24 protein-coding genes are annotated in these 20,671 nt (G+C 70.6%); 12 read left to right on the top strand and 12 right to left on the bottom strand.

All coding sequences use genetic code 11. The features are described 5' to 3' along the window. Window positions 1-8: 8 nt before the first annotated feature. On the bottom strand, window positions 9-1,127 hold the full coding sequence (locus tag OG295_RS16935) for a peptidoglycan bridge formation glycyltransferase FemA/FemB family protein (protein ID WP_266840346.1): 1,119 nt from the start codon (window positions 1,125-1,127) through the stop codon (window positions 9-11). Window positions 1,128-1,259: 132 nt separating this feature from the next. Then, window positions 1,260-1,580: a hypothetical protein gene (locus OG295_RS16930; RefSeq protein ID WP_266840348.1), complete on the bottom strand. Its 321-nt coding sequence runs from the start codon at window positions 1,578-1,580 to the stop codon at window positions 1,260-1,262. A 252-nt stretch (window positions 1,581-1,832) separates the two neighbouring features. On the opposite strand from OG295_RS16930, the gene rpsF reads away from it, so the two are divergent. The 4 genes from rpsF to rplI all read left to right on the top strand — a co-directional run bounded on the left by rpsF (window position 1,833) and on the right by rplI (window position 3,531). After that, window positions 1,833-2,123: a 30S ribosomal protein S6 gene (rpsF, locus tag OG295_RS16925; protein WP_007265254.1), complete on the top strand. Its 291-nt coding sequence runs from the start codon at window positions 1,833-1,835 to the stop codon at window positions 2,121-2,123. 72 nt (window positions 2,124-2,195) lie between these two features. Beyond that, window positions 2,196-2,786: a single-stranded DNA-binding protein gene (locus OG295_RS16920; protein WP_030225236.1), complete on the top strand. Its 591-nt coding sequence runs from the start codon at window positions 2,196-2,198 to the stop codon at window positions 2,784-2,786. A 43-nt stretch (window positions 2,787-2,829) separates the two neighbouring features. Further along, window positions 2,830-3,066, top strand: a complete 237-nt coding sequence (rpsR, locus tag OG295_RS16915) for a 30S ribosomal protein S18 (RefSeq protein WP_005315025.1) — start codon at window positions 2,830-2,832, stop codon at window positions 3,064-3,066. An 18-nt stretch (window positions 3,067-3,084) separates the two neighbouring features. Beyond that, the gene (gene rplI, locus OG295_RS16910; RefSeq protein ID WP_371677623.1) at window positions 3,085-3,531 is read left to right on the top strand and encodes a 50S ribosomal protein L9; all 447 of its coding nucleotides are present in this window, start codon (window positions 3,085-3,087) and stop codon (window positions 3,529-3,531) included. Between the two features lie 171 nt (window positions 3,532-3,702). Here rplI and OG295_RS16905 read toward each other — a convergent pair whose 3' ends face one another. After that, window positions 3,703-5,040: an MATE family efflux transporter gene (locus OG295_RS16905; RefSeq protein ID WP_371677622.1), complete on the bottom strand. Its 1,338-nt coding sequence runs from the start codon at window positions 5,038-5,040 to the stop codon at window positions 3,703-3,705. Window positions 5,041-5,492: 452 nt separating this feature from the next. Between OG295_RS16905 and dnaB the strand changes: the two genes are divergently transcribed. Together dnaB and OG295_RS16895 are read left to right on the top strand one after the other, a co-directional pair. Beyond that, complete coding sequence (gene dnaB / locus OG295_RS16900; protein WP_266841760.1) at window positions 5,493-6,956, top strand: replicative DNA helicase; 1,464 nt, start codon at window positions 5,493-5,495, stop codon at window positions 6,954-6,956. A 9-nt stretch (window positions 6,957-6,965) separates the two neighbouring features. Further along, on the top strand, window positions 6,966-8,351 hold the full coding sequence (locus tag OG295_RS16895) for a serine hydrolase domain-containing protein (RefSeq protein WP_371677621.1): 1,386 nt from the start codon (window positions 6,966-6,968) through the stop codon (window positions 8,349-8,351). A gap of 5 nt (window positions 8,352-8,356) precedes the next feature. On the opposite strand, the gene OG295_RS16890 is transcribed toward OG295_RS16895, so the two are convergent. Genes OG295_RS16890 through OG295_RS16880 form a run of 3 tightly spaced genes read right to left on the bottom strand, consistent with a single transcriptional unit; the run spans window position 8,357 to window position 10,948 of the window. Continuing rightward, the gene (locus tag OG295_RS16890) at window positions 8,357-9,532 is read right to left on the bottom strand and encodes a winged helix DNA-binding domain-containing protein (RefSeq protein ID WP_371677620.1); all 1,176 of its coding nucleotides are present in this window, start codon (window positions 9,530-9,532) and stop codon (window positions 8,357-8,359) included. Between the two features lie 54 nt (window positions 9,533-9,586). Then, window positions 9,587-10,048, bottom strand: a complete 462-nt coding sequence (locus tag OG295_RS16885) for an N-acetyltransferase family protein (protein WP_371677619.1) — start codon at window positions 10,046-10,048, stop codon at window positions 9,587-9,589. Window positions 10,049-10,066: 18 nt separating this feature from the next. Beyond that, entirely contained in the window at window positions 10,067-10,948 is an 882-nt protein-coding gene (locus OG295_RS16880) for a GNAT family N-acetyltransferase (RefSeq protein WP_371677618.1), read from the bottom strand. Window positions 10,949-11,162: 214 nt separating this feature from the next. Between OG295_RS16880 and OG295_RS16875 the strand changes: the two genes are divergently transcribed. Together OG295_RS16875 and OG295_RS16870 are read left to right on the top strand one after the other, a co-directional pair. Next, complete coding sequence (locus OG295_RS16875; RefSeq protein ID WP_371677617.1) at window positions 11,163-11,813, top strand: HAD family hydrolase; 651 nt, start codon at window positions 11,163-11,165, stop codon at window positions 11,811-11,813. A 225-nt stretch (window positions 11,814-12,038) separates the two neighbouring features. Next, on the top strand, window positions 12,039-13,139 hold the full coding sequence (locus OG295_RS16870) for a globin domain-containing protein (RefSeq protein WP_371677616.1): 1,101 nt from the start codon (window positions 12,039-12,041) through the stop codon (window positions 13,137-13,139). A 51-nt stretch (window positions 13,140-13,190) separates the two neighbouring features. Here OG295_RS16870 and OG295_RS16865 read toward each other — a convergent pair whose 3' ends face one another. The 5 genes from OG295_RS16865 to OG295_RS16845 all read right to left on the bottom strand — a co-directional run bounded on the left by OG295_RS16865 (window position 13,191) and on the right by OG295_RS16845 (window position 16,880). Then, entirely contained in the window at window positions 13,191-13,670 is a 480-nt protein-coding gene (locus OG295_RS16865) for an NUDIX hydrolase (RefSeq protein ID WP_266840365.1), read from the bottom strand. A 60-nt stretch (window positions 13,671-13,730) separates the two neighbouring features. After that, on the bottom strand, window positions 13,731-14,627 hold the full coding sequence (locus tag OG295_RS16860; RefSeq protein ID WP_371677615.1) for a LysR family transcriptional regulator: 897 nt from the start codon (window positions 14,625-14,627) through the stop codon (window positions 13,731-13,733). 176 nt (window positions 14,628-14,803) lie between these two features. Then, window positions 14,804-15,982 carry a cystathionine gamma-lyase gene (locus OG295_RS16855; protein WP_371677614.1) on the bottom strand — a complete coding sequence of 393 codons (1,179 nt, stop codon included), beginning with the start codon at window positions 15,980-15,982 and terminating at the stop codon, window positions 14,804-14,806. Further along, window positions 15,979-16,488, bottom strand: a complete 510-nt coding sequence (locus tag OG295_RS16850; RefSeq protein ID WP_371677613.1) for a low molecular weight protein-tyrosine-phosphatase — start codon at window positions 16,486-16,488, stop codon at window positions 15,979-15,981. Before OG295_RS16850 ends, OG295_RS16855 begins: the two co-directional genes overlap by 4 nt. Before the next feature lie 11 nt (window positions 16,489-16,499). Continuing rightward, on the bottom strand, window positions 16,500-16,880 hold the full coding sequence (locus tag OG295_RS16845; protein ID WP_266840372.1) for a phage holin family protein: 381 nt from the start codon (window positions 16,878-16,880) through the stop codon (window positions 16,500-16,502). 93 nt (window positions 16,881-16,973) lie between these two features. On the opposite strand from OG295_RS16845, the gene OG295_RS16840 reads away from it, so the two are divergent. From OG295_RS16840 to OG295_RS16825, 4 genes are all read left to right on the top strand, one after another. Continuing rightward, window positions 16,974-17,291, top strand: coding sequence for a cupin domain-containing protein (locus OG295_RS16840; RefSeq protein WP_371677612.1), 318 nt, complete (start codon window positions 16,974-16,976; stop codon window positions 17,289-17,291). Between the two features lie 171 nt (window positions 17,292-17,462). After that, on the top strand, window positions 17,463-17,681 hold the full coding sequence (locus OG295_RS16835) for a DUF5326 family protein (protein WP_371681216.1): 219 nt from the start codon (window positions 17,463-17,465) through the stop codon (window positions 17,679-17,681). Between the two features lie 290 nt (window positions 17,682-17,971). Beyond that, window positions 17,972-18,709: an IclR family transcriptional regulator gene (locus OG295_RS16830; RefSeq protein ID WP_371681215.1), complete on the top strand. Its 738-nt coding sequence runs from the start codon at window positions 17,972-17,974 to the stop codon at window positions 18,707-18,709. Window positions 18,710-18,805: 96 nt separating this feature from the next. Continuing rightward, window positions 18,806-19,255, top strand: a complete 450-nt coding sequence (locus OG295_RS16825) for an SsgA family sporulation/cell division regulator (RefSeq protein ID WP_371677611.1) — start codon at window positions 18,806-18,808, stop codon at window positions 19,253-19,255. A gap of 12 nt (window positions 19,256-19,267) precedes the next feature. On the opposite strand, the gene OG295_RS16820 is transcribed toward OG295_RS16825, so the two are convergent. Then, entirely contained in the window at window positions 19,268-20,671 is a 1,404-nt protein-coding gene (locus OG295_RS16820) for a YibE/F family protein (RefSeq protein WP_371677610.1), read from the bottom strand.

Genomic DNA, 20,671 nt, shown 5'->3' with positions numbered 1-20,671 from the left:
CGGCGGGGTCAGCGGCGCGACATGTAGATGTCGAGCGCCTTGTGCAGCATCTTGTTGAGCGGGAAGTCCCACTCGCCGACGTACTCGACGGCCTCGCCGCCCGTGCCGACCTTGAACTGGATCAGGCCGAACAGGTGGTCGTTCTCGTCCAGCGTGTCGCTGATGCCGCGCAGGTCGTAGATGCTCGCGCCGAGCGCGTACGAGTCGCGCAGCATGCGCCACTGCATCGCGTTCGAGGGCCGGACCTCACGCTTGTGGTTGGCGGAGGCGCCGTACGAGTACCAGACGTGCTGGCCGACGGTGAGCATCGTGGCGGCGGCCAGCGGCTCCCCCTCGTGCTTGGCGATGTACAGCCGCATCCGGTTGGGGTCCTCGGAGTTGAGGGCCGTCCACTGGCGCTGGAAGTAACTGAGCGGGCGCGGGCGGAACTTGTCGCGCTCGGCGGTGATCTCGTAGAGGTACTGCCAGGTCGGCAGGTCCTCGTAGCCGCCCTGGACGACCTCGACGCCGGCCTTCTCGGCCTTCTTGATGTTGCGGCGCCACAGCTGGTTGAAGCCCTTGAGGACATCGTCCAGCGAACGGTTCGCCAGCGGCACCTGGAAGACGTAGCGGGGCTGGACGTCACCGAAGCCGGCGCCGCCGTCCTCGGCCTGCTGCCAGCCCATGCGGCGCAGCTTGTCGGACACCTCGAAGGCGCGGGGCTCGATGACCGAGGCCTCCACGTCACGCAGGCGCTTGACGTCCGGGTCCTGGATTCCGGCCTTGATGGCGGCGGAGTTCCAACGGCGGATGACGACCGGAGGGCCCATCTTCACCGTGAAGGCGCCCTGGTTCTTCAGGTGCGCCAGCATCGGCTGGAGCCATTCCTCCAGATTCGGTGCGTACCAGTTGATGACCGGGCCCTCGGGGAGGTACGCGAGGTACCGCTTCACCTTGGGCAGCTGGCGGTACAACACCAGTGCGGCACCGACGAGTTCACCGGACTTGTCGAACCATCCGAGGTTCTCCGAGCGCCACTCGTTCTTGACGTCGGCCCATGCCGGGACCTGGCAGTGGCTAGCCGAGGGCAGGCTCTGGAGGTAGGCCAGATGCTGCTCTCGGCTGATGGTGCTCAGGGACAGGCTCATGCGGGGTGTCTCCTCCGGCGGCTTCGCTGGCTATGGCGCGAAGCCTACTGCGACAGGGGCGCCACCCATCTGGGGGACGGGCCGTAGCCCGGGCCGGCGTGAGGCCGGCGCCCCGTCGCGGAGGTCCCCCGGTCAGCCCAGCCAGCCGCCGAAGAGGCCCCCGTGGGCCATGCCGAGGAAGAAGCCGATGGCAGACGCGCCAAGGCCGATGATCAGTGCGAAGCGCTCGCGTGTCGTGGCGGAGATGAACTGTCCGTACAGCCCGGTCACGATCCCGACCAGCCCGGTCCAGGAGGTGAGCAGGTGCAGATTGTGGAAGAACGCAGTGACGAACGCCACGGCGCCGAGGACCAGGGTGACCGCCACCAGGGTGTCCTGGAGCGGGTGGGGCTTGCCGTCGGTCGAGAAGAGGGAGATCGACTGGGAGGACTGGCGTCGCATTGCCTGTGCCATCGGAAGGCACCTCCTGGCTGCAGCAGAGCGGTGCTGCGGGGCCGCCCCCGGCGGAGCCGGAGGACATAGCACCGTGCACACCCGGTGCTTACAGATTGTGGACCTCTCCTGCCGGATTTCAACCGGAAGGAGTCGACGGGGTAGTCTGTACGGTCTGCGCGGTGTCTGCTCTCGGACACCGTGCGGCACGCATCACGACCCTCCTGCCACGGAACGACCGTGGCCGCTGAGTCCAAAGGAGGTGGGTTCCACATGCGTCACTACGAAGTGATGGTCATCCTCGACCCCGATCTGGAGGAGCGCGCTGTCGCCCCCCTGATCGAGAACTTCCTCTCCGTCGTCCGTGAGGGCAACGGAAAGGTCGAGAAGGTCGACACCTGGGGCCGTCGTCGTCTCGCTTACGAGATCAAGAAGAAGCCCGAGGGCATCTACTCGGTCCTCGACCTGCAGGCCGAGCCTGCGGTCGTCAAGGAGCTCGACCGCCAGATGAACCTGAACGAGTCGGTTCTCCGGACCAAGGTCCTTCGCCCCGAGACCCACTGAACTTCGGTTCAGCGGTAATCGGGACCGAGTAGCACAGCAGCCCAGCAGCAATCCCCGCCGAGAGGTTCATCCATGGCAGGCGAGACCGTCATCACGGTCGTCGGCAATCTCGTCGACGACCCCGAGCTGCGCTTCACCCCCTCGGGTGCGGCGGTCGCGAAGTTCCGTGTCGCGTCCACCCCCCGCACCTTCGACCGTCAGACCAACGAGTGGAAGGACGGCGAGAGCCTGTTCCTGACCTGCTCGGTGTGGCGGCAGGCGGCCGAGAACGTCGCCGAGTCCCTTCAGCGGGGCATGCGCGTCATCGTGCAGGGCCGGCTGAGGCAGCGGTCGTACGAGGACCGTGAGGGTGTCAAGCGCACGGTCTACGAGCTGGACGTCGAGGAAGTCGGCCCCAGCCTGAAGAACGCCACGGCCAAGGTCGCCAAGACCACCGGTCGCGGTGGCCAGGGTGGATACGGCGGCGGCGGTCAGCAGCAGGGTGGCGGCGGCTGGGGCGGAGCCCCCAGCGGTGGCGCCCCGCAGGGCGGCGGAGCTCCCTCCGACGACCCGTGGGCGTCCAGCGCGCCGGCCGGTGGCCAGCAGCAGGGCGGCGGCGGGGGCGGCTGGGGCGGAAGCTCCGGCGGCTCCGGCGGTGGCTACTCGGACGAGCCGCCCTTCTAAGGGCAGCTCCATCCCCACTTCTTGATCACACAGGAGAGACACAATGGCGAAGCCGCCTGTGCGCAAGCCTAAGAAGAAGGTCTGCGCGTTCTGCAAGGACAAGACCGCGTACGTGGACTACAAGGACACGAACATGCTGCGGAAGTTCATTTCCGACCGCGGCAAGATCCGTGCCCGCCGCGTTACCGGCAACTGCACGCAGCACCAGCGTGACGTCGCCACGGCCGTGAAGAACAGCCGTGAGATGGCGCTGCTGCCCTACACGTCCACCGCGCGATAAGGAAAGGGTGACCGACTAATGAAGATCATCCTGACCCACGAGGTTTCTGGCCTCGGTGCCGCCGGCGATGTCGTCGACGTCAAGGACGGTTACGCTCGCAACTACCTGGTCCCGCGGAACTTCGCGATCCGCTGGACCAAGGGTGGCGAGAAGGACGTGGCGCAGATCCGCCGCGCCCGCAAGATCCACGAGATCGCGACCATCGAGCAGGCCAACGAGGTCAAGGCCAAGCTCGAGGGCGTGAAGGTCCGTCTGGCCACCCGCGCGGGTGACGCCGGCCGTCTCTTCGGTTCCGTCACCCCGGCCGACATCGCCACGGCGATCGAGGCGTCCGGTGGCCCGAAGGTCGACAAGCGTCGCGTGGAGCTGGGCTCCCCGATCAAGACCCTCGGTTCGCACCAGGTCTCCGTGCGTCTGCACGCTGAGGTCGTCGCGAACGTGGGCGTCGAGGTCGTCGCCGCCTGAGGCAGCGAATGAAGGGCCGCACCCTCCGGGGTGCGGCCCTTCGTCATGTCCGGGTGGCTCCGTAGCGGTGTTTCACGTGAAACGAGCCGCCCCCTGGTCGTGTTTCACGTGAAACACGACCAGGGGGCGGCTGGGCATCGGCGTAGGTCTCCGTGACGGAGCGCCCTCCGGTCAGCGGGTGGCTCCGATGACCAGCCACCGGCCGGAGCGGGCACGCAGTTGGAGGGTGACCATCCGGACCAGCATCATCAGGGACATGGCCCACCACAGGGCGGTCAGGCCCCCACCGAGGGCCGGGACGAGCAGGGCGGCCGGCGCGAAGACGGCGAGGGTCAGCAGCATCGCCCCGGCGAGGTAGCGGCCGTCGCCGGCGCCCATCAGCACCCCGTCGAGGACGAAGACGATCCCGCAGACCGGTTGGGCCAGCGCCACGACGAGCAGGCCGGGCAGCAGGGCGTCCTCGACCGCGGGGTCGCCGGTGAAGAGCGGGATGAACACCGGGCGGGCCAGGACGACCAGCAGGCCCAGGACGAGGCCCGCGCCGATGCCCCACTGGACCATGCGGCGGCACACGGCCTTGGCGCCCGCGCTGTCCCCTGCGCCCAGGTAGCGGCCGATGATGGCCTGCCCGGCGATCGCGATGGCGTCCAGGGCGAAGGCGAGCAGGCTCCACAGGGACAGCAGGATCTGGTGGGCGGCGATGTCGGCGTCCCCCAGCCGCGCCGCCACGGCAGTCGCGATCATCAGGATGGCGCGCAGGGACAGGGTGCGGACCAGCAGCGGCACGCCCGCCTGGGCGCAGGCGCGGATGCCGGCCGCGTCGGGGCGCAGTGAGGCCCGGTGGCGGCGGGCGCCCCGGACGACCACGACGAGGTAGGCGGCGGCCATGGCGCACTGGGCGATGACGGTGCCCCATGCGGAGCCGCCGATGCCGAGGCCCGCGCCGTAGACCAGGGCCACGTTGAGGGCTCCGTTGAGGGCGAAGCCGCCGATCGCCACGTAGAGGGGCGTACGGGTGTCCTGGAGGCCGCGTATGACGCCGGTGGCGGCCAGCACCACGAGCATGGCGGGGATACCGAGCGCGGATATGCGCAGATACGTTTCTGCGTACGGGGCGACGGTGTCCGAGGCGCCGAAGAGCGAGACGAGCCAGGGTGCGCCGGGCAGGACCGCGGCGACCACGGCCGCGCCGAGGAGCAGGGCGAGCCAGATGCCGTCCATGCCCTGCCGGATGGCGGCCCGGAGGTCGCCCGCGCCGACCCTGCGGGCCACGGCCGCGGTGGTGGCGTAGGCGAGGAAGACGAAGACGCTCACCGCCGTGGTGAGCAGTGCGGCCGCGATGCCGAGGCCGGCCAGCTGGGGGGTGCCGAGGTGCCCCACGATGGCACTGTCGGCCATCACGAAGAGGGGTTCGGCGACGAGGGCGCCGAAGGCCGGGACGGCGAGGGCGAGGATCTCGCGGTCGTGCCGTCTCGGGGCAGCCTTCTCAGCGGTGGGGGCCTGTGTCATGCGCTCAATCTAATCTTCCACAGGTAATGGACGCAAGGTTATTTGGATCCTTACCAACCCGTTGACTTGGGCGTTCTTCACACCCCGTTGGAGGCGATCTTGAGACAGTGGCCAAGAATTTTCTTCCCCACAGCCTGCGGAAGGAGAAAATGCAGGTCAGGTGGGGTGGAGGGGTGGGTCAGGTGATTTTGTCCACAGCGCCGTCCCCCGGTCCGTGCACAGCTTCGGGTGAGTTACCCACAGCATTGGCTCCGTCGTCCACATCTCATCCACACAGCCTGTGGATAACAAGATTGGCTGACGCCGCCCGCGGCCCTACCGTTGTGCGTTGCCCGACGCGCCGAACGCCGATCCGGGTGTCCCAAATGTCAGAGCCGTGTCGTAGAAAGAGTGACACGGCGAGGTCCGCGTAGCGGACGGGAGGAGGCGGCCCGGTGAGCATGCCCGAGCCCATGGACGACCCCTGGGCCGACAGCGGTCCCAGTGACCGTCTGCCCGCCCGTACCCGCCGTAACGCCGAGGGCCGCGGCCGGGGGGACGAACAGCAGGACCGGGGCCGCGAGGGCGGCTCCTGGGACGGCGGCGGGGGCGGCTTCGAGCGCGTCCCCCCGCAGGACCTGGACGCCGAGCAGTCGGTGCTCGGTGGCATGCTGCTCTCCAAGGACGCGATCGCCGACGTGGTCGAGGTCCTCAAGGGCCACGACTTCTACCGCCCTTCGCACGAGACGATCTACCAGGCCATCCTCGACCTGTACGCCAAGGGCGAGCCGGCCGACCCCATCACGGTCGGCGCGGAGCTCACCCGGCGCGGAGAGATCAGCAAGGTCGGCGGGGCCTCGTACCTGCACACCCTGGTGCAGTCGGTGCCGACCGCGGCGAACGCCGAGTACTACGCGGAGATCGTCCACGAGCGGGCCGTCCTGCGCCGCCTGGTCGCGGCCGGTACGAAGATCACGCAGATGGGATACGCGGCGGACGGCGACGTCGACGAGATCGTCAACAGCGCCCAGGCCGAGATCTACGCCGTCACCGAGCAGCGGACCTCCGAGGACTACCTCCCGCTCGGCGACATCATGGAGGGCGCGCTCGACGAGATCGAGGCGATCGGCTCGCGCTCCGGCCAGATGTCCGGGGTGCCCACGGGCTTCACCGACCTCGACTCCCTGACCAACGGCCTGCACCCGGGCCAGATGATCGTCATCGCCGCCCGTCCCGCCATGGGCAAGTCGACGCTCGCGCTGGACTTCGCGCGGGCCTGCTCCATCAAGGCCAACCTGCCGAGCGTCATCTTCTCCCTCGAAATGGGCCGCAACGAGATCGCGATGCGCCTGCTCTCGGCCGAGGCCCGGGTGGCGCTGCACCACATGCGCTCGGGCACCATGACCGACGACGACTGGACCCGGCTCGCCCGGCGGATGCCCGACGTCTCGGCCGCCCCGCTGTACATCGACGACTCGCCCAACCTGTCGATGATGGAGATCCGCGCCAAGTGCCGTCGGCTCAAGCAGCGCAACGACCTCTCGCTCGTCGTCATCGACTACCTCCAGCTGATGCAGTCGGGCGGCTCCCGCCGGCCCGAGAGCCGCCAGCAGGAGGTCTCGGACATGTCCCGAAACCTCAAGCTGCTGGCCAAGGAGCTGGAGGTGCCGGTGATCGCGCTGTCCCAGCTGAACCGTGGTCCCGAACAGCGCACCGACAAGAAGCCGATGGTCTCCGACCTGCGTGAATCGGGTTCCATCGAGCAGGACGCCGACATGGTGATCCTGCTGCACCGTGAGGACGCGTACGAGAAGGAGTCCCCCCGCGCGGGCGAGGCGGACCTGATCGTGGCCAAGCACCGTAACGGCCCGACGGCCACCATCACGGTGGCCTTCCAAGGTCATTATTCGCGGTTCGTGGACATGGCCAACACGTAGCATCCGGCCATGGACGCCCTTGCTGAAGATCTGGAACTGCTCCCCTCCACCCGGCGCGCGCTGAGGCACCGGCTCGCCGTCGCGCAGAGCGAGGGACGCTCACCGTCCCTGGTGGCGGCCGTCTCGCGCGGTGGAGAGGTGGTCTGGGAGGGCTCCCGGACCTCGGTCGAGGGCCACGGCCCGGACGGGGACGTGCAGTACCGGATCGGGTCGATCACCAAGACCTTCACGGCCGTTCTGGTGATGCGGCTGCGTGACGAGGGCCTGCTGGACCTCTCGGACCCGCTGGGCCGGCACCTGCCCGGGACCGGCGCCGACGAGGTGACCGTGGCCCAACTGCTCGCCCACACCGGCGGACTGGCGGCCGAGACGCCCGGCCAGTGGTGGGAGCGTTCGTCCGCCGGACTGCGGCCCGGGCTGGCCGAGGTGCTCGGCGAGGAGCCCTTCAAGCACGCCCCCGGACGCGCCTTCCACTACTCGAACCCCGGTTACACGCTGCTGGGTTCCCTCGTCGAGGCGCTCCGCGGGAAGCCGTGGGAGCAGGTGCTGCGCGCCGAGGTGCTGGAGCCGCTGGGGCTGGACCGGACGAGCGGCGAAGCGCGCGCCCCGCACGCGGGCGGCTGGGCGGTGCATCCGTGGGCGGACCTGATGATGCCCGAGCCCGCGGAGGACCTCGGGGTGATGGCCGCGGCCGGGCAGCTGTGGTCCACGACCGGGGACCTCACGCGGTTCGCCGCCTTCCTGCTGCGGGGTGACGAGCGGGTGCTGAGCGAGGAGAGCGTACGGGAGATGCGCGCCGCGGCTGCTCCCGCCGCCCCCGGCAGCGCCGACGCCGGCTACGGGCTGGGCCTCCAGCTGAACGTGTGCGACGGGCGCCGGCTCGTCGGCCACGGTGGTTCCCTGCCGGGATTCGTGGCGGGGTTGTGGCTGAGCGAGGAGGAGGACCTGACGGCGGTCGTCCTGGCCAACTGCACCTCGGGGGTGCCCGCTTCGACGGTGGCCACGGACCTGATCGGAATCGTGGCGGAGGCGGAGCCGCGCTTCCCCGAGCCGTGGAGGCCGTTCCGGGAGGAGGACCGGGTGCCGCTGGAGCTGACCGGAATCTGGTACTGGGGCACCGCGGCGCACGTGCTGCGGCTGCGTGCGGACGGCTCGCTGGAGCTGGGCCCGGCCGGCGTGACCGGCCGCTCCGCCCGGTTCCGCGGCGAACCGGACGGCAGTTGGACGGGCCTGACGGGCTATTACGCGGGGGAGACCCTGCGTGCCGTCCGGCGGGACGACGGTACGCCGAGCCACCTCGACCTCGGGTCGTTCGTGTTCACGCGAGAGCCCTACGACCCCGAGGCCCCGGTGCCCGGCGGGGTGGACCCGCAGGGCTGGCGCGGCATCGGCTGACGGGGTCAGGCGGTGAGTTCGCGCTCCAGCGGGGTGCGGAACCGCGGGGTGACGCGGGCGTCGCCCACCCACTCGGCGAGCCGGGCGGCCTCGGCCGTGATCGCCTCCGAGGCCTCCCGCCCGGGGTCGGCCAGCAGCCGCCAGACGATCTCCCCGTCCGCCCGCTGGGCCCAGCCGCCGACGATCTCCCCGTTCCACCACACGGTCGGACCGATGTTGCCCGCGTAGTCGAACAGGGCGGGACGGTGGGCGGGGTCGAGGTGGAAGCTCCGGTCGGCCCAGCCCATGCCGCTGGGGTCGAGACCGGGCAGGAGCGCGACCCAGTCCTCCGGCTCGGGCTCGGCCGCGGTGTCGCCGGGCAGGACGAGCGCCGTGCCCCCGTCGTCCAGGCGGACCTGCTCGGGGGCCACGGTCGCCAGGGCCTTGCGGACGTCGGTGAGGGTCCAGCCGGTCCACCACTTGAGGTCGGCCTCGGTGGCCGGTCCGTAGGCGTGCAGCCAGCGGCGGGCGAGTTCGGCACGGGCCTCGGCGGCGGGCAGGGCGGGCCAGGGCTGGGTGTGCACCCAGCGGAACTGGCTGGAGGTCCAGGATCCGCGGGGCCGGTCCCGGCGGATCCGGCCGTCGGCGGCCAGCACGCGGATCACCCGGGTGGCGACCCCGGTCTCGGCCTCGTACTTCTTGCCCCGGTTGATGGTGATCTTCTGTCGGAGGGCGGGGACGGCGGCGGAGAGCTGGCTGCCGGTCGAGGGCCCCAGGGTGTCCAGGGCGTCGAGGGCGGCGGTCTCGGTCCTGGTCAGCCAGTCGGCGCCGAGGCCCTGGCCGTCCTCGGCGAGGTGCTTGAGGAGGTTCCGGCGTTCCTTCGCCGCGATGCTCCGGGCGCAGGACGCGTCCACGTAGGGGGCGAGTTCGGTGGAGACGGCGAAGAGGGTGTTCCTCATGCTGAGCAGCCGGACGAGACTGACGTCCTCGTACAGGGCGGCTTCGATCGCGGCGGGTCCGCCTTCGGTGAGGCGGGCGCGGGCGGAGAGGTGGACGGTGGCGGCGTCGGTGGCGTGCAGGGCGACGACGGCGTCCGCCGCCTGGCTCGGGGTGGCGGCTCGGGCCGATGGAGCCAGCCGATGCCGCCGACCCAGCCGGTGGCGACGTTCCGAGGTGGTGACGAGGGGGAGGCCGGTGCTCATCCTCCCGATCGTAGGCCGGGCCGCCGACAGCGGCCCGGCCTTTGCCGGAGCCGGTCAGAGCTGGAGCTTGAACCCCACGTGGGAGGCCGTGAAGCCGAGCCGCTCGTAGAAGCGGTGCGCATCGGTACGCGTCACGTCCGAGGTGAGCTGGACGAGTTGGCAATTCTCCTGCCGCGACCGCTCGATGGCCCATTCGATGAACCGGGTGCCGAGGCCGCTGCCGCGTTCGTCCGCGTGGACCCGTACCCCTTCGACGATGGCGCGCGTGGCGCCCTTGCGGGACAGGCCGGTGACGAACGTCAGCTGGAGGGTGCCCACCACCCGCTCGCCACGGACGGCGACGACGACGTGCTGGTTGGCGTCGTCGGCCAGCTGCTTCAGGGCCGCGACGTAGGGGGTCAGATCCTCTGGGGACTCCCGGGTGGCCCCCAGCGGGTCGTCGGCGAGCATGGCGACGATGGCGGGCAGGTCCTCCTCGGTGGCGGGTCGGATCGTCAGCGCGGGGGTTCCGGTCATGGTGGAAGCCTTTCTCCGTCAGCCTGCGGCGACGGTGAGGGGGGCCCAGCGGCGGGTCCAGTCGCCGGGGAGGCCGGGGATGTTCCGGGTCATGACGGCGTTGAAGGCCAGGGACTCCAGACCGCGCTCCTTGAGCCAGGCGAGGAGTTCCTCGTGGCGCACGTCGACGTCCGTGCGCAGGGGCCGTTCGGTGGTGGCCGCCAGCGCGGTGACCAGGGCCCGGGCTGTGGCGGTGTCGCGGGCGATCAGCGGGCCGATGACATGCGTGTCCATGTTGGGCCAGATGGCGGCGTAGCCGATGAGGCCGCCGGCGCCGTCCTCGGCGACGAGAACCTTGTCGGCGAAGGCGGGCAGCCGCGCGATCATGTGGGTCCGGTCGGTGCCGAACACCTCGGTGTCCAGGCGGACGATCCGTGCGAGGTCCTCGCCCGTGGCCGGCCTGACGGGGACGGCGGCGTGGTCGCCGGCTTCGGGGCGGAAGGGTCCCCGGACCATCTCCGCCCGTCCGGTGGTGTCGAAGCCGAGCTCCTCGTAGAGCGGGCGACCGTTGGGGGTGGCGTGCAGGGTGAGCGGGACACCGACGAGGACGTCGTCGCACACGTGGGCCATCAGCCGGCGCCCGAGGCCCTTGCGGGCGTACCGGTCGGCGACGAGCACCATTCCGATCGCGGCGAGGTCCGGCTTGGCCGGGGTGTCTCCGTAGCGGGTGACGACACAGGCGGCGGCGAGTCCGCGGCCGTCGGGGGCGTCGATGCCGTATCCGTTGCCGGCGGCGAGGAGCAGTCCCCATTTGTGGTCTTCGCGGGGCCAGCCGCGGTCCTCGGACAGGTCGGCGCAGTGCCGGAGATCGTCCGGGGTGAGCGCACGGATGGGCAGGTCGGTGAGGAGTGGTGGTGTCACCGGCCCAGAGTGGATCATCCACTCGGGGGGAGTCCAGGGGATTCAGGAGACGGGTGGGCCGATGTTTCACGTGAAACAAGGCCGATGTTTCACGTGAAACCAGGATCTGTTTCACGTGAAACATTCACCCCCGCCGCCGGCCGGATCCGCGTTTCACCGGGGGTGACTCGCGGCGGTAGCCGGTGCGGGAACGGAACGGCTAGCCTCGACGACCATGACGGTGCTTCACCTTTTTGATCTCGACGGAACGCTGATGTACGGATCGGCCGCACCGGTCGAGATCTCCCGCCAGCTCGGGAGGTCGGCCGAGATCGCCGAGCTGGAGCGGGCCTTCTCGGCACGGGAGATCGGTCCGCAGGAGTTCTCGGTGGCCGCCCACGGGCTGTGGGCGGATCTGACGCCCGCGCACGTCCGCGCGGCCTTCGACGGGTCCCCGTGGATCTCGGGGATCCGGGAGGTCTGGCAGGAGATCACCGAGCGCGGCGACCTCTGCGCGGTGATCTCGCTGTCCCCCTCGTTCTTCGTCGAGCTGCTGCTGGAGTGGGGTGCGCACGCCGCTCACGGATCGGTCTACCCGGAAGTGCCCTTCACCCGCCCCGTCGACGTGACCGGGATCCTGACCCCAGAGGCCAAGGTGGACGTCGCCGACCGGCTCTGCGAGCGCTTCGGGGTGACCCGGGCCGAATGCGTCGCCTACGGGGATTCCATGACCGACGCGGTCCTCTTCGAAGCCGTCCCGCGGTCGGTGGCGGTGAACGCGAGGCCCCACCTGGCCCGCCGGGCGACCCACGTCTACGAGGGCAGGGACCTGCGCGAGGCATACCGGCTCCTCGGGACGACGCGCCCCGGAGGCCATGCATCTTAAGGGGAAAAGTGGCCCGGAACGCGGTTTTCCCCATTCCTCCGCCGCACTCTCGGTCGGCTGGCACGCTGTGAAACCCGGAACCACGGATTCGAGGCCGTGGCGCGTGCAGACCCGACCGAGATGCTCGAAGCGAGGCACCGCATGGACGCTGCGCCCACCAGATCGGCAAGACCGACGGGGCGGATACCTTCGGGCGGCGGGGCGATCGAGCCCTCCCCGGACGCCGTGCTCATCCGCCGGACCCTCACCGAGATCGCACCCGTCGCCGACCGGGTGACCTCGTACTTCTACGCCCTGGTGTTCACGGGGCACCCGGAAGTCCGGGGCATGTTCCCCGCAGCCATGGACGTACAGCGCGACCGGCTGCTGAAGGCACTGCTGACCGCCGCCGAGTACATCGACGACCCGGCGGTCCTGACTCCCTACCTGCGCCGGCTCGGCACCGGGCACCGCAAGTACGGCACGATGGCCGGCCACTACCCGGCGGTGGGAGAGGCCCTGATCGGGGCACTGGCCCGGTACGCGGAACGCACATGGGGGCCGGAGACACAGGCGGCGTGGGTGCGCGCCTACACCGCCATCTCACAGATCATGATCGACGCGGCGGCCGAGGACGAGACCAAGGCGCCCGCCTGGTGGCACGCGGAGGTGGTTTCGCACGAGCTGCGCACCTCCGACATCGCGGTGCTGACCGTCCGCCCCGACCAGCCGTACCCCTTCCTCGCGGGCCAGTACACGAGCCTGGAGACCCCGTGGTGGCCGCGGGTGTGGCGGCACTACTCCTTCGCCTCCGCCCCGCGAGCCGACGGGCTGCTGTCCTTTCACGTCAAGGCCGTACCGGCGGGCTGGGTCTCCAACGCCCTGGTCCGCCATGCCCAGCCGGGTGACGTCCTGCGGCTGGGGCCGCCGGCCGGGTCGATGGTGGTGGACCACAGCACCGACAACGGGATGCTGTGCCTGGGCGGGGGAACCGGCATCGCCCCGATCAAGGCTCTGATCGAGGACGTGGCCGGGCACGGTGAGCGGCGCCCGATGGAGGTCTTCTTCGGGGCGCGCAGCGACCACGACCTCTACGACAAGGACACCCTGCTGGGTCTCCAGCGCTCCCACCCGTGGCTGTCGGTGCGCCCGGTGATCGGCGAGGGGCTGGCGGGACAGCTCCCGCAGGCCATCGGCGAACACGGGCCGTGGAGCTCGTACGACGCCTTCATCTCGGGACCGCCCGCGATGATCCGCAGTGGTGTGGACGCGCTCAAGCGGATCGGGATCCCCGGTGAGCGGATCCGCCACGACGCGGTCGAGGAGCTGGCGGACGTGGCCGGCTGACACCGTCGCGGCCCCCGCCCGCCCGCTCCCCTTCCCGTTTCCCCGGCGAGGTCAGCCCAGGTCGGGGGCGTGCATGGCGCGGACCCCTTCGATGTTGCCGTCGAGGTAGTGGCGCAGCGAGAGCGGCACCAGGTGGACCGCGGCGATGCCGACCCGGCTGAAGGGCACGCGGACGATCTCGTACTCGCCCTCGGGCTCGTCGATCTCGGGGCCGTGCCGTTGGCCCGGGTCCATCGATTCCAGGTGGCAGACGAAGAAGTGCTGCACCTTCACGCCGGTCACCCCGCCGGAGGCGATGTGCTCGACGGTGTCGACGAAACAGGGCACCACATCGGTGATCTTGGCGCCGAGTTCTTCGTGGAGCTCTCGGTGGAGGGCGTCGACGACGGTGGCGTCCGAGGACTCCACTCCCCCGCCCGGCGTGAGCCAGTACGGGTCGACGCCGGGCTTGGTGCGCTTGATGAGGATCAGGTCGTCACCGTCGAGCAGGATTGCGCGGGCGGTGCGTTTGACCACGGGGCGTTCGGTCATGGGAGAAGAGTGGCCCAGTACCGGGCTCCTGAAACGCGCCACGGTCCGAAACCCGGCGGCTCACCAGTGCGAGGCCGCGCGCAGCAGGCGGTCGTGGGCGCGCGCGAGATGGGCGAGGGCCAGGCTGCCGGCCCGTACGACGAGGAACCAGGTCCGCAGGGGCGGCAGGGCCGGTTCCAGCAGCGCCACGATCTCACCGCGGTCGAGGGCGTCCTGGCACAGGTAGCGGGGCAGGACGGCGAGACCGGCGCCGGCCCGGACGCATTCCAGTACGGCCCGCAGATCGGGCGCGACCACGGTGGCGGCGCACTCGGGGACGGAGTCGAAGACGGCGGCCCAGTAGCGGGTGACCAGCGGCAGGCTCTCGTGGACCTCGACGACCGGGATCCCGTCGAGGGCGACGGGCCCCGTGTCGTGCAGTTCGGCCCGCTCGACGAGGGCGGCCCAGTAGGGCGCCGCGACCAGGACCTGTTCCTCGTCGCACAGGGCGTTCGCGGTGAACAGCGTGCCGCGCGGGCGGGTGGGGGTGACGACCAGGTCGTGCTGCCCGGAGGCCAGCCCGTCGAGGGTCTCCCGCGCGTCGGGGGCGAGGGCGGTGCGCAGGCTCTGCCCCTGCCCCACCAGGGGCGCGAGGGCGGGGAGCACCCGCAGGCACAGGAACTCGGGGGGACCGGCCAGGTGGAGGGTGCGCGAGGTGCCGGTGGCCTCCCGTTCGATCTCGGTGATCCGCAACAGGGCGTCGAGGTGCGGGGCCGCCTTGTGGGCCAGTTCGTCACCGACGGCGGTGGGCGTGACGCCGCGGGCCCGGCGGTGGAAGAGGGGCCGGCCCAGCTGGCGTTCGAGGGTGCGGATCTGTGAGGTGACGGCGGGCTGGGACAGCCCGAGGAGCGTGGCGGCCCGGGTGAACGAGCCGGCCCGGTGTACGGCGACGAACGTGCGCAGCAGGGCCAGGTCCATGTCGGCCCCTCTCGGTGGGGGCCTTCAACTATAAATATGCCGATAGGCCCCTGTCGCTACCGTGATTGGACTCTGACGCTGAGTCAACTAGCCTTGATGGCGTGGTTCTTCTGCTAGGGAACCCGGGCGGTCCGAGCCACCAGGGGGGAGGCTCGGACCGCTTTTCCCCGGTCCGGTCAGCCCCCGGAACCCGCGGAATCAAGGGCCCGGAGCACATCGGCCACCAGGTCACCGGGATCCTCGGCGCCCGCCGAGAAGCGGATGAAGCCCTCGGGTACGGCGTCCCCGCCCCAGCGTCCGCGCCGCTCCGCGGTGGACCGTACTCCGCCGAAACTCGTTGCGTCCTCCACCAGGCGCAGGGCGCTCATGAAGCGCTCCGCGTACGCGCGGTCGGGCAGGGTGAAGGAGACGACCGAGCCGAAGCCGCTCATCTGCCGGACGGCCGTCTTGTGCGACGGGTCCGCGGGGAGGCCCGGGTAGCGCAGCCCGGTCACCTCGGAACGGCCGGCCAGCGCCTCGGCGACCGCCAGGGCGTTGCCCCATTGGCGCTCGGCCCGCAACTGGATGGTGGCCAGGGACCGGTGGGCCAGCCAGGCCTCCATGGGGCCCGGGATCGCGCCGACGACCTTGCGCCAGCGGCGGATGCCCGCGGCCAGTGCGGGGTCACGGCAGACGACGTAGCCCAGGAGCAGGTCGCCGTGGCCGGTGAGGCCCTTGGTGCCGCTGGCGACGGAGAAGTCCGCGCCGAGTTCCAGGGGGCGCTGGCCGAGGGGGGTCGCCAGGGTGTTGTCGACGGCGACCAGGGTGCCGCCGGCGTGCGCGGCCGCCACGAGCCGGCGTACGTCGCACACGTCGAGCCCGGGGTTGGACGGGGTCTCGATCCACAGCAGCCGGGCGCCGTCGAGGGCGGCGAGCTGCGCGTCCTCGGCGGTCGGGGCGGTGCGCACGTGGATCCCGTACTCCTGGAGCTGCTCCCGGACCAGGGGGAGGGCCTGGTAGCCGTCGTCGGGCAGGACGACGGTGTCGCCGGTGCGGGCCTGGGAGAGCAGGACGGCGGAGACGGCGGCCATGCCGGAGGCGAAGACGACGGTGTCCACGCCGTCCTGACCGGGGGCCTCCAGTTCGCCGATGGCCCGTTCCAGCAGGGTCCAGGTGGGGTTGGTGTCGCGGCCGTAGGTGTACGGGCCGCTCACCTCGCCGGGGAGGTGGAAGTGCGCCGCGAAGACGGGTCCGGGGAGGGTGGGTTCGTTCTTGACGGGCTCGGGCAGCCCGGCGCGCACGGCGCGGGTGGCGTCCGCGTACCGGTCGGCGTCGGCGTCGGCGGGGTGGTCCGAGCCGGTGGGGTGGGTGTTCACGGGGTGGTCTCCTTCACGGCCGCGCGTACGGCGTCCAGCAGGCCCGGGCTCGCCGCCTCGACCAGTTCCAGGCACTCCTCGAAGCCGTCGAGGGAGCCGTAGTAGGGGTCCGGCACGTCGAGCGCGTCCGCCGCGCCGTCCCGGGCGGCCGGGGCCGCGGGATCGTACGAGCGCAGCAGCCGGACCTTGGCGGCGGCCTCCGGGGTGGGCGCGAGGTCGCGGAGGTCGCGGAGGTGTCCGGCGTCGAGGGCGATGACCAGGTCGACGCGGTCGAACCAGGAGGACCGGAACTGCCGTGCCCGGTGGTCCTGTTCGTACCCGGCGGCTTCGAGTACGGCAACGGTGCGGGGATCGGCGCGGTCGCCCTCGTGCCAGCCTCCGGTGCCGGCGCTGTCCACCTCGACGAGGGAGTCGAGTCCGGCGTCGGCGATGTGGGAGCGGAAGACCGACTCGGCCATGGGGGATCGGCATATGTTGCCGGTGCAGACGAAGCAGACGCGGTACATGGGCGGCCCGGTCAGTTCTTGTCGGGCAGGGCCAGGTTCACGGCCCAGGAGACGACGGAGATGATCAGCCCGCCGACGACGGCGGTCCAGAAGCCGTCGACGTGGAAACTGAGGTCGAGCAGGTCCGCCAGCCAGGAGGTCAGCAGCAGCATCAGCGCATTCACGACGAGGGTGAACAGGCCCAGCGTGAGGACGAACAGCGGGAACGAGAGCAGCTTCACGACGGGCTTGACGATCAGGTTGACCAGGCCGAAGACCAGGGCCACCAGGATCAGCGAGAGCGTGCGGCGCCCCAGGGAACTGCCGTCGTCGAGGGTGATCCCGGCGAGCAGCCAGACGGCCACCGCCAGGGCCGCCGCATTGGCCAGCGTCTTGACTACGAAATTCGTCATGTGTCTGATCGTGGCAGAGAAGAACCGGGTGGGACATCGTCAGATCAGCGGATCCCACGGCACCACCGAGCAAGGGCAAGGGGAACGGCAACGATGAAGGCCTTCAGGCTGGACGAGCTCGAAGCGGAGCGGGCCGCCAACGACGGCGCGTACCTCCAGTTCCTGCGGGAGCGCAACATGTCGGTCGGGCTGTACGCCCTCGACGCCGGCCAGAGCGATCCGCAGCAGCCGCACCGGCAGGACGAGGTCTACTTCGTGGTCAGCGGGCGGGCGTCGATCACGGTGGGGGAGGATACCACGACGGTCGCGAACGGCAGCGTCGTCTACGTACCGGCCGGGGTGCCGCACAGGTTCCACCACATCACCGAGCCGTTGAAGGTGATGGTGGTCTTCTCCCCGCCGGAGGCCTGACGCCGCCGGACCGGCGGGCTGACCGGCCCGCCGGCTGAGGGTCGCGGGCCCGGTCCCCCTAGGGGGCGGATCAGGGGGTTCCGAGGGCTCGCGGGCCCCCGCGCCGCGCCGTGCGCTCCTAGCATCGGAGCAGGAAGTCACGGACGAGGAAGAGGTAGGGACATGGACGGCATCCGAGCGGCATTCGCGGGCATGCCCTGGTGGGTCAAGTGGGTCGCGGTACCGCTGCTGGCGATCTTCGTCTTCGGCGGGGTGATCACCACCATCATCGGCACGCTGATCGCCTTCGTCTTCAAGGCACTGCTCTTCGTCGCCCTCGTCGGTGGCCTGATCTTCATGGTCAAGAAGTTCACGGGCAGCGGTTCGAAGTCCTCCGCGGGCGACTGGTAGGACGCACCACCCGGGAGCGGTACCACGATTGACCCAGGCGGGGGAACGGTGCCGGGCAAACCGCCCACTCGCCGGTAACCGGTGGTTAGAGTGACAATCCGTGCTGTTTCCTGGGCACGGGCAGCCCGTACCCCTGCTCGAAGAGGCGGTCACGTCGAGCGGCCGCCGGCGACAACCCCAGGAGTCACGGTGCACGCGGGGGCGGCCCCCGCAGGGCGGGCTCCCCCGAAGCCCGCCGCCACGCCTGGGGGTGAGCTTTGGCTTCGGTTCACAACGTCGGTGTGCCGACCCTGATCGGTTCGGTGCAGCGGGCGCTGAGGCTGCTGGAAGCGGCGGGATCCCATCGAGAGGGAGCCCCGGCGAAGCAACTGGCGCGGGAAGCCGGGCTGCCGCTCCCCACGGCGTACCACCTGTTGCGCACGCTCACCCACGAGGGCTATCTGCGGCGGGAGGGCGGTGTGTTCGTCCTCGGCGCCGCGGCCGGCAGGCTGGCGGGCGGTGGACTTCAGCAGAAACGTCGCAGCATGATCCTCGACTCGCTCGCGCACTTCCGTGACGTGGTCGGGGCCCCCGTCTACTTCGCGGTCTACCGTGAGGGTGAGATCGAAGTCGTGGGCGTATCGGACACTCCCGCGCGCCCGGCCTGCGAAGAGTGGGCCGACTTCCGCGAGACCGGCCACGCGCACGCCATCGGGCAGTGCCTGCTCGGCCAGCTCGACGAGAAGACGCGCAGGGAGTACTACGACCGCCATCCGGTCGAGAGCATCACGCCCTACACCGTGCGGGACATGAGCGCACTGGAGGAACGGATCGGCTCCCTGGAGCGGATGCAGCCCGTGACCGAGAGGCAGGAGTACTCCCTGGGCACGGTGTGCGCGGCCATTCCGATCACCGCCGGCGACACCGCCGCGACCATGGCGATTTCTCTCCCCCTGCACCAGCAGGACCGATTGCTCTCTGCGGTCGATCGGCTACGGAGTGAAGTAGGCGCGCTGTTGAGCACCCTCTCGTTCTCTATCAGTATCTGAAAACTCACTCCTTGTGATCTGCAATCGCTTACACCACTCTTGTCAAGAGGGCCCTGGGGGACATTCCTGGCCACTTCCACTACAGCGGGGTAGGCAATGCGAGAGTCGGTACAGGCAGAGGTCATGATGAGCTTCCTCGTTTCCGAGGAGCTCGCGTTCCGGATCCCGGTGGAACTCGGATACGAGGCTCGTGACCCCTACGCGGTACGCCTGACCTTCCACCTTCCCGGAGACGCCCCCGTGACCTGGGCGTTCGGCCGGGAACTGCTTCTCGACGGCATCAACAAGCCGTGCGGTGACGGCGATGTGCACATCGCCCCCACCCACCCGGAGGAGCTGTCCGACGTCCACATCCGCCTCCAGGTGGGCTGTGACCGGGCCCTGTTCCGCGCGAGTGCGGCGCCGCTCGTCGCCTTCCTCGACCGCACGGACCGGCTGGTTCCGCTCGGTCAGGAGCGCAACCTCGGCGACTTCGAGGAGAACCTCGACGAGGAGCTCGGCAAGATCCTCGCCGAGGCGCGCCAGAACGGGCAGAACGCGGGCTGACCCGACGTCCCCTCAGCGCTTGCGCCGACGGCCCCGGCCACCGCGCGCGGGCTGCGGTACCGCGGCGGCGGCCGGCGAGCCCGTCCGGTCGGCGGAAACCACCAGGGCGGCGAGCGCGGTGGTGACGGGGACGGAGGCCACGAGCCCGATGGAGCCCACGAGGGTGCGGATGATCTCCTCCGCGACCAACTCGCTGTTGGCCACCGACCCCATGCTGCTGTTCGCGATCGAGAACAGCAGCAGCAGGGGCAGCGCGGCGCCCGCGTAGGCCAGCACCAGGGTGTTGACGACCGAGGCGATGTGGTCGCGGCCGATCCGGATGGCCGCCCGGTACAGGCCGCGCGGTCCCATTCCCGGGTCGGCCTGATGGAGTTCCCAGACCGCCGAGGTCTGCGTCACGGTGACGTCGTCGAGGACGCCGAGCGAGCCGATGATCACGCCCGCGAGGAGCAAACCGCTCATGTCGATGTGCGGGTAGAGGCCGTGGATCAGCCCGGTGTTGTCGTCCGTGTTGCCGCTCAGGAAGGCCCAGTCGATGAAGAGCGAGCCCAGCAGCCCGATCAGCAGCAGCGAGACGAGGGTGCCGAGGACGGCGACCGAGGTCCTGGCCGTCAGGCCGTGGCACATGTAGAGGGCGATCAGCATGATCGCGCTGGCTCCGATGACGGCGACGAGCAGGGGGTTCGAGCCCTGGAGGATCGCCGGCAGGATGAACAGCGTCAGGATCGCGAAGCTCACCACCAGGGCGACGAGCGCGAACACCCCGCGCATCCGCCCGACCACCACGACCGCGAGCGCGAAGATCCCGGCCAGCAGGGCCAGGGGCAGCTTGCGGTTCACGTCGACGACGGAGTACTGGAGGTCCCGCGGCGCGTCGGGGGCGTACGCGACCACCACCTCCTGGCCCTTCTCCAACTGCCGTGGGGCGCCGGGCTGGACGATCTCGAAGAACGCCCGGCCCTTGTCCGGTCCGCCGGCGACCTCGACCGTCGCCTTCTTGCACTCCCCGGTCTGCGCGGCCTGCGCCTCACGGCCCTCCGGGGTGGAGGTGTCGCCGGTGGGCGGCACCTGGGAGGCGTTCACTGATTTGCAGTCAACCTTTGCCAAGGCGACGACCGTGCCCTGTTGGGTCTGGCGGTCGAAGCCCACGCCGGTGCGCTGGTGGGCGGGGGCCCCGCCCGGCCAGAGCACGGCCATGCCGACGAAGACGGCTGCGGCGAAAGGGATCAGCACGGCGGCGATCACCTTGCGCAGGTGCTTGGAGACCGGGGCCGCCGGCCCGTGGCCATGGCTGTGGCCGTGGCCGCCGTGCCCGCTGTGGGAGGCACCGGTCGCATGTCCGTGGGACGCGTGATCGTGACCGGTGTGGCCGTGGGGGTCCGTGGGCGTGGTGGGGGGCTGCGGCAAGGACGTCAC

Source organism: Streptomyces sp. NBC_01276, from assembly GCF_041435355.1.
In the GTDB taxonomy this organism is placed as follows: domain Bacteria; phylum Actinomycetota; class Actinomycetes; order Streptomycetales; family Streptomycetaceae; genus Streptomyces.
The sequence above is the reverse complement of the archived record's forward strand: the minus strand, read 5'-3'. Positions and strand labels throughout refer to the sequence as shown.

Coding starts and splice junctions, on each gene's coding strand:
- OG295_RS16860 (WP_371677615.1), bottom strand. CDS start 14,627: ATGGACCTGGCCCTGCTGCGCACGTTCGTCGCCGTACACCGGGCCGGC.
- OG295_RS16850 (WP_371677613.1), bottom strand. CDS start 16,488: ATGTACCGCGTCTGCTTCGTCTGCACCGGCAACATATGCCGATCCCCC.
- dnaB (WP_266841760.1), top strand. CDS start 5,493: ATGGACGACCCCTGGGCCGACAGCGGTCCCAGTGACCGTCTGCCCGCC.
- OG295_RS16825 (WP_371677611.1), top strand. CDS start 18,806: ATGCGAGAGTCGGTACAGGCAGAGGTCATGATGAGCTTCCTCGTTTCC.
- rpsR (WP_005315025.1), top strand. CDS start 2,830: ATGGCGAAGCCGCCTGTGCGCAAGCCTAAGAAGAAGGTCTGCGCGTTC.
- OG295_RS16875 (WP_371677617.1), top strand. CDS start 11,163: ATGACGGTGCTTCACCTTTTTGATCTCGACGGAACGCTGATGTACGGA.
- OG295_RS16905 (WP_371677622.1), bottom strand. CDS start 5,040: ATGACACAGGCCCCCACCGCTGAGAAGGCTGCCCCGAGACGGCACGAC.
- OG295_RS16935 (WP_266840346.1), bottom strand. CDS start 1,127: ATGAGCCTGTCCCTGAGCACCATCAGCCGAGAGCAGCATCTGGCCTAC.
- OG295_RS16840 (WP_371677612.1), top strand. CDS start 16,974: ATGAAGGCCTTCAGGCTGGACGAGCTCGAAGCGGAGCGGGCCGCCAAC.
- OG295_RS16930 (WP_266840348.1), bottom strand. CDS start 1,580: ATGGCACAGGCAATGCGACGCCAGTCCTCCCAGTCGATCTCCCTCTTC.
- OG295_RS16920 (WP_030225236.1), top strand. CDS start 2,196: ATGGCAGGCGAGACCGTCATCACGGTCGTCGGCAATCTCGTCGACGAC.
- rplI (WP_371677623.1), top strand. CDS start 3,085: ATGAAGATCATCCTGACCCACGAGGTTTCTGGCCTCGGTGCCGCCGGC.
- OG295_RS16845 (WP_266840372.1), bottom strand. CDS start 16,880: ATGACGAATTTCGTAGTCAAGACGCTGGCCAATGCGGCGGCCCTGGCG.
- rpsF (WP_007265254.1), top strand. CDS start 1,833: ATGCGTCACTACGAAGTGATGGTCATCCTCGACCCCGATCTGGAGGAG.
- OG295_RS16890 (WP_371677620.1), bottom strand. CDS start 9,532: ATGAGCACCGGCCTCCCCCTCGTCACCACCTCGGAACGTCGCCACCGG.
- OG295_RS16895 (WP_371677621.1), top strand. CDS start 6,966: ATGGACGCCCTTGCTGAAGATCTGGAACTGCTCCCCTCCACCCGGCGC.
- OG295_RS16885 (WP_371677619.1), bottom strand. CDS start 10,048: ATGACCGGAACCCCCGCGCTGACGATCCGACCCGCCACCGAGGAGGAC.
- OG295_RS16865 (WP_266840365.1), bottom strand. CDS start 13,670: ATGACCGAACGCCCCGTGGTCAAACGCACCGCCCGCGCAATCCTGCTC.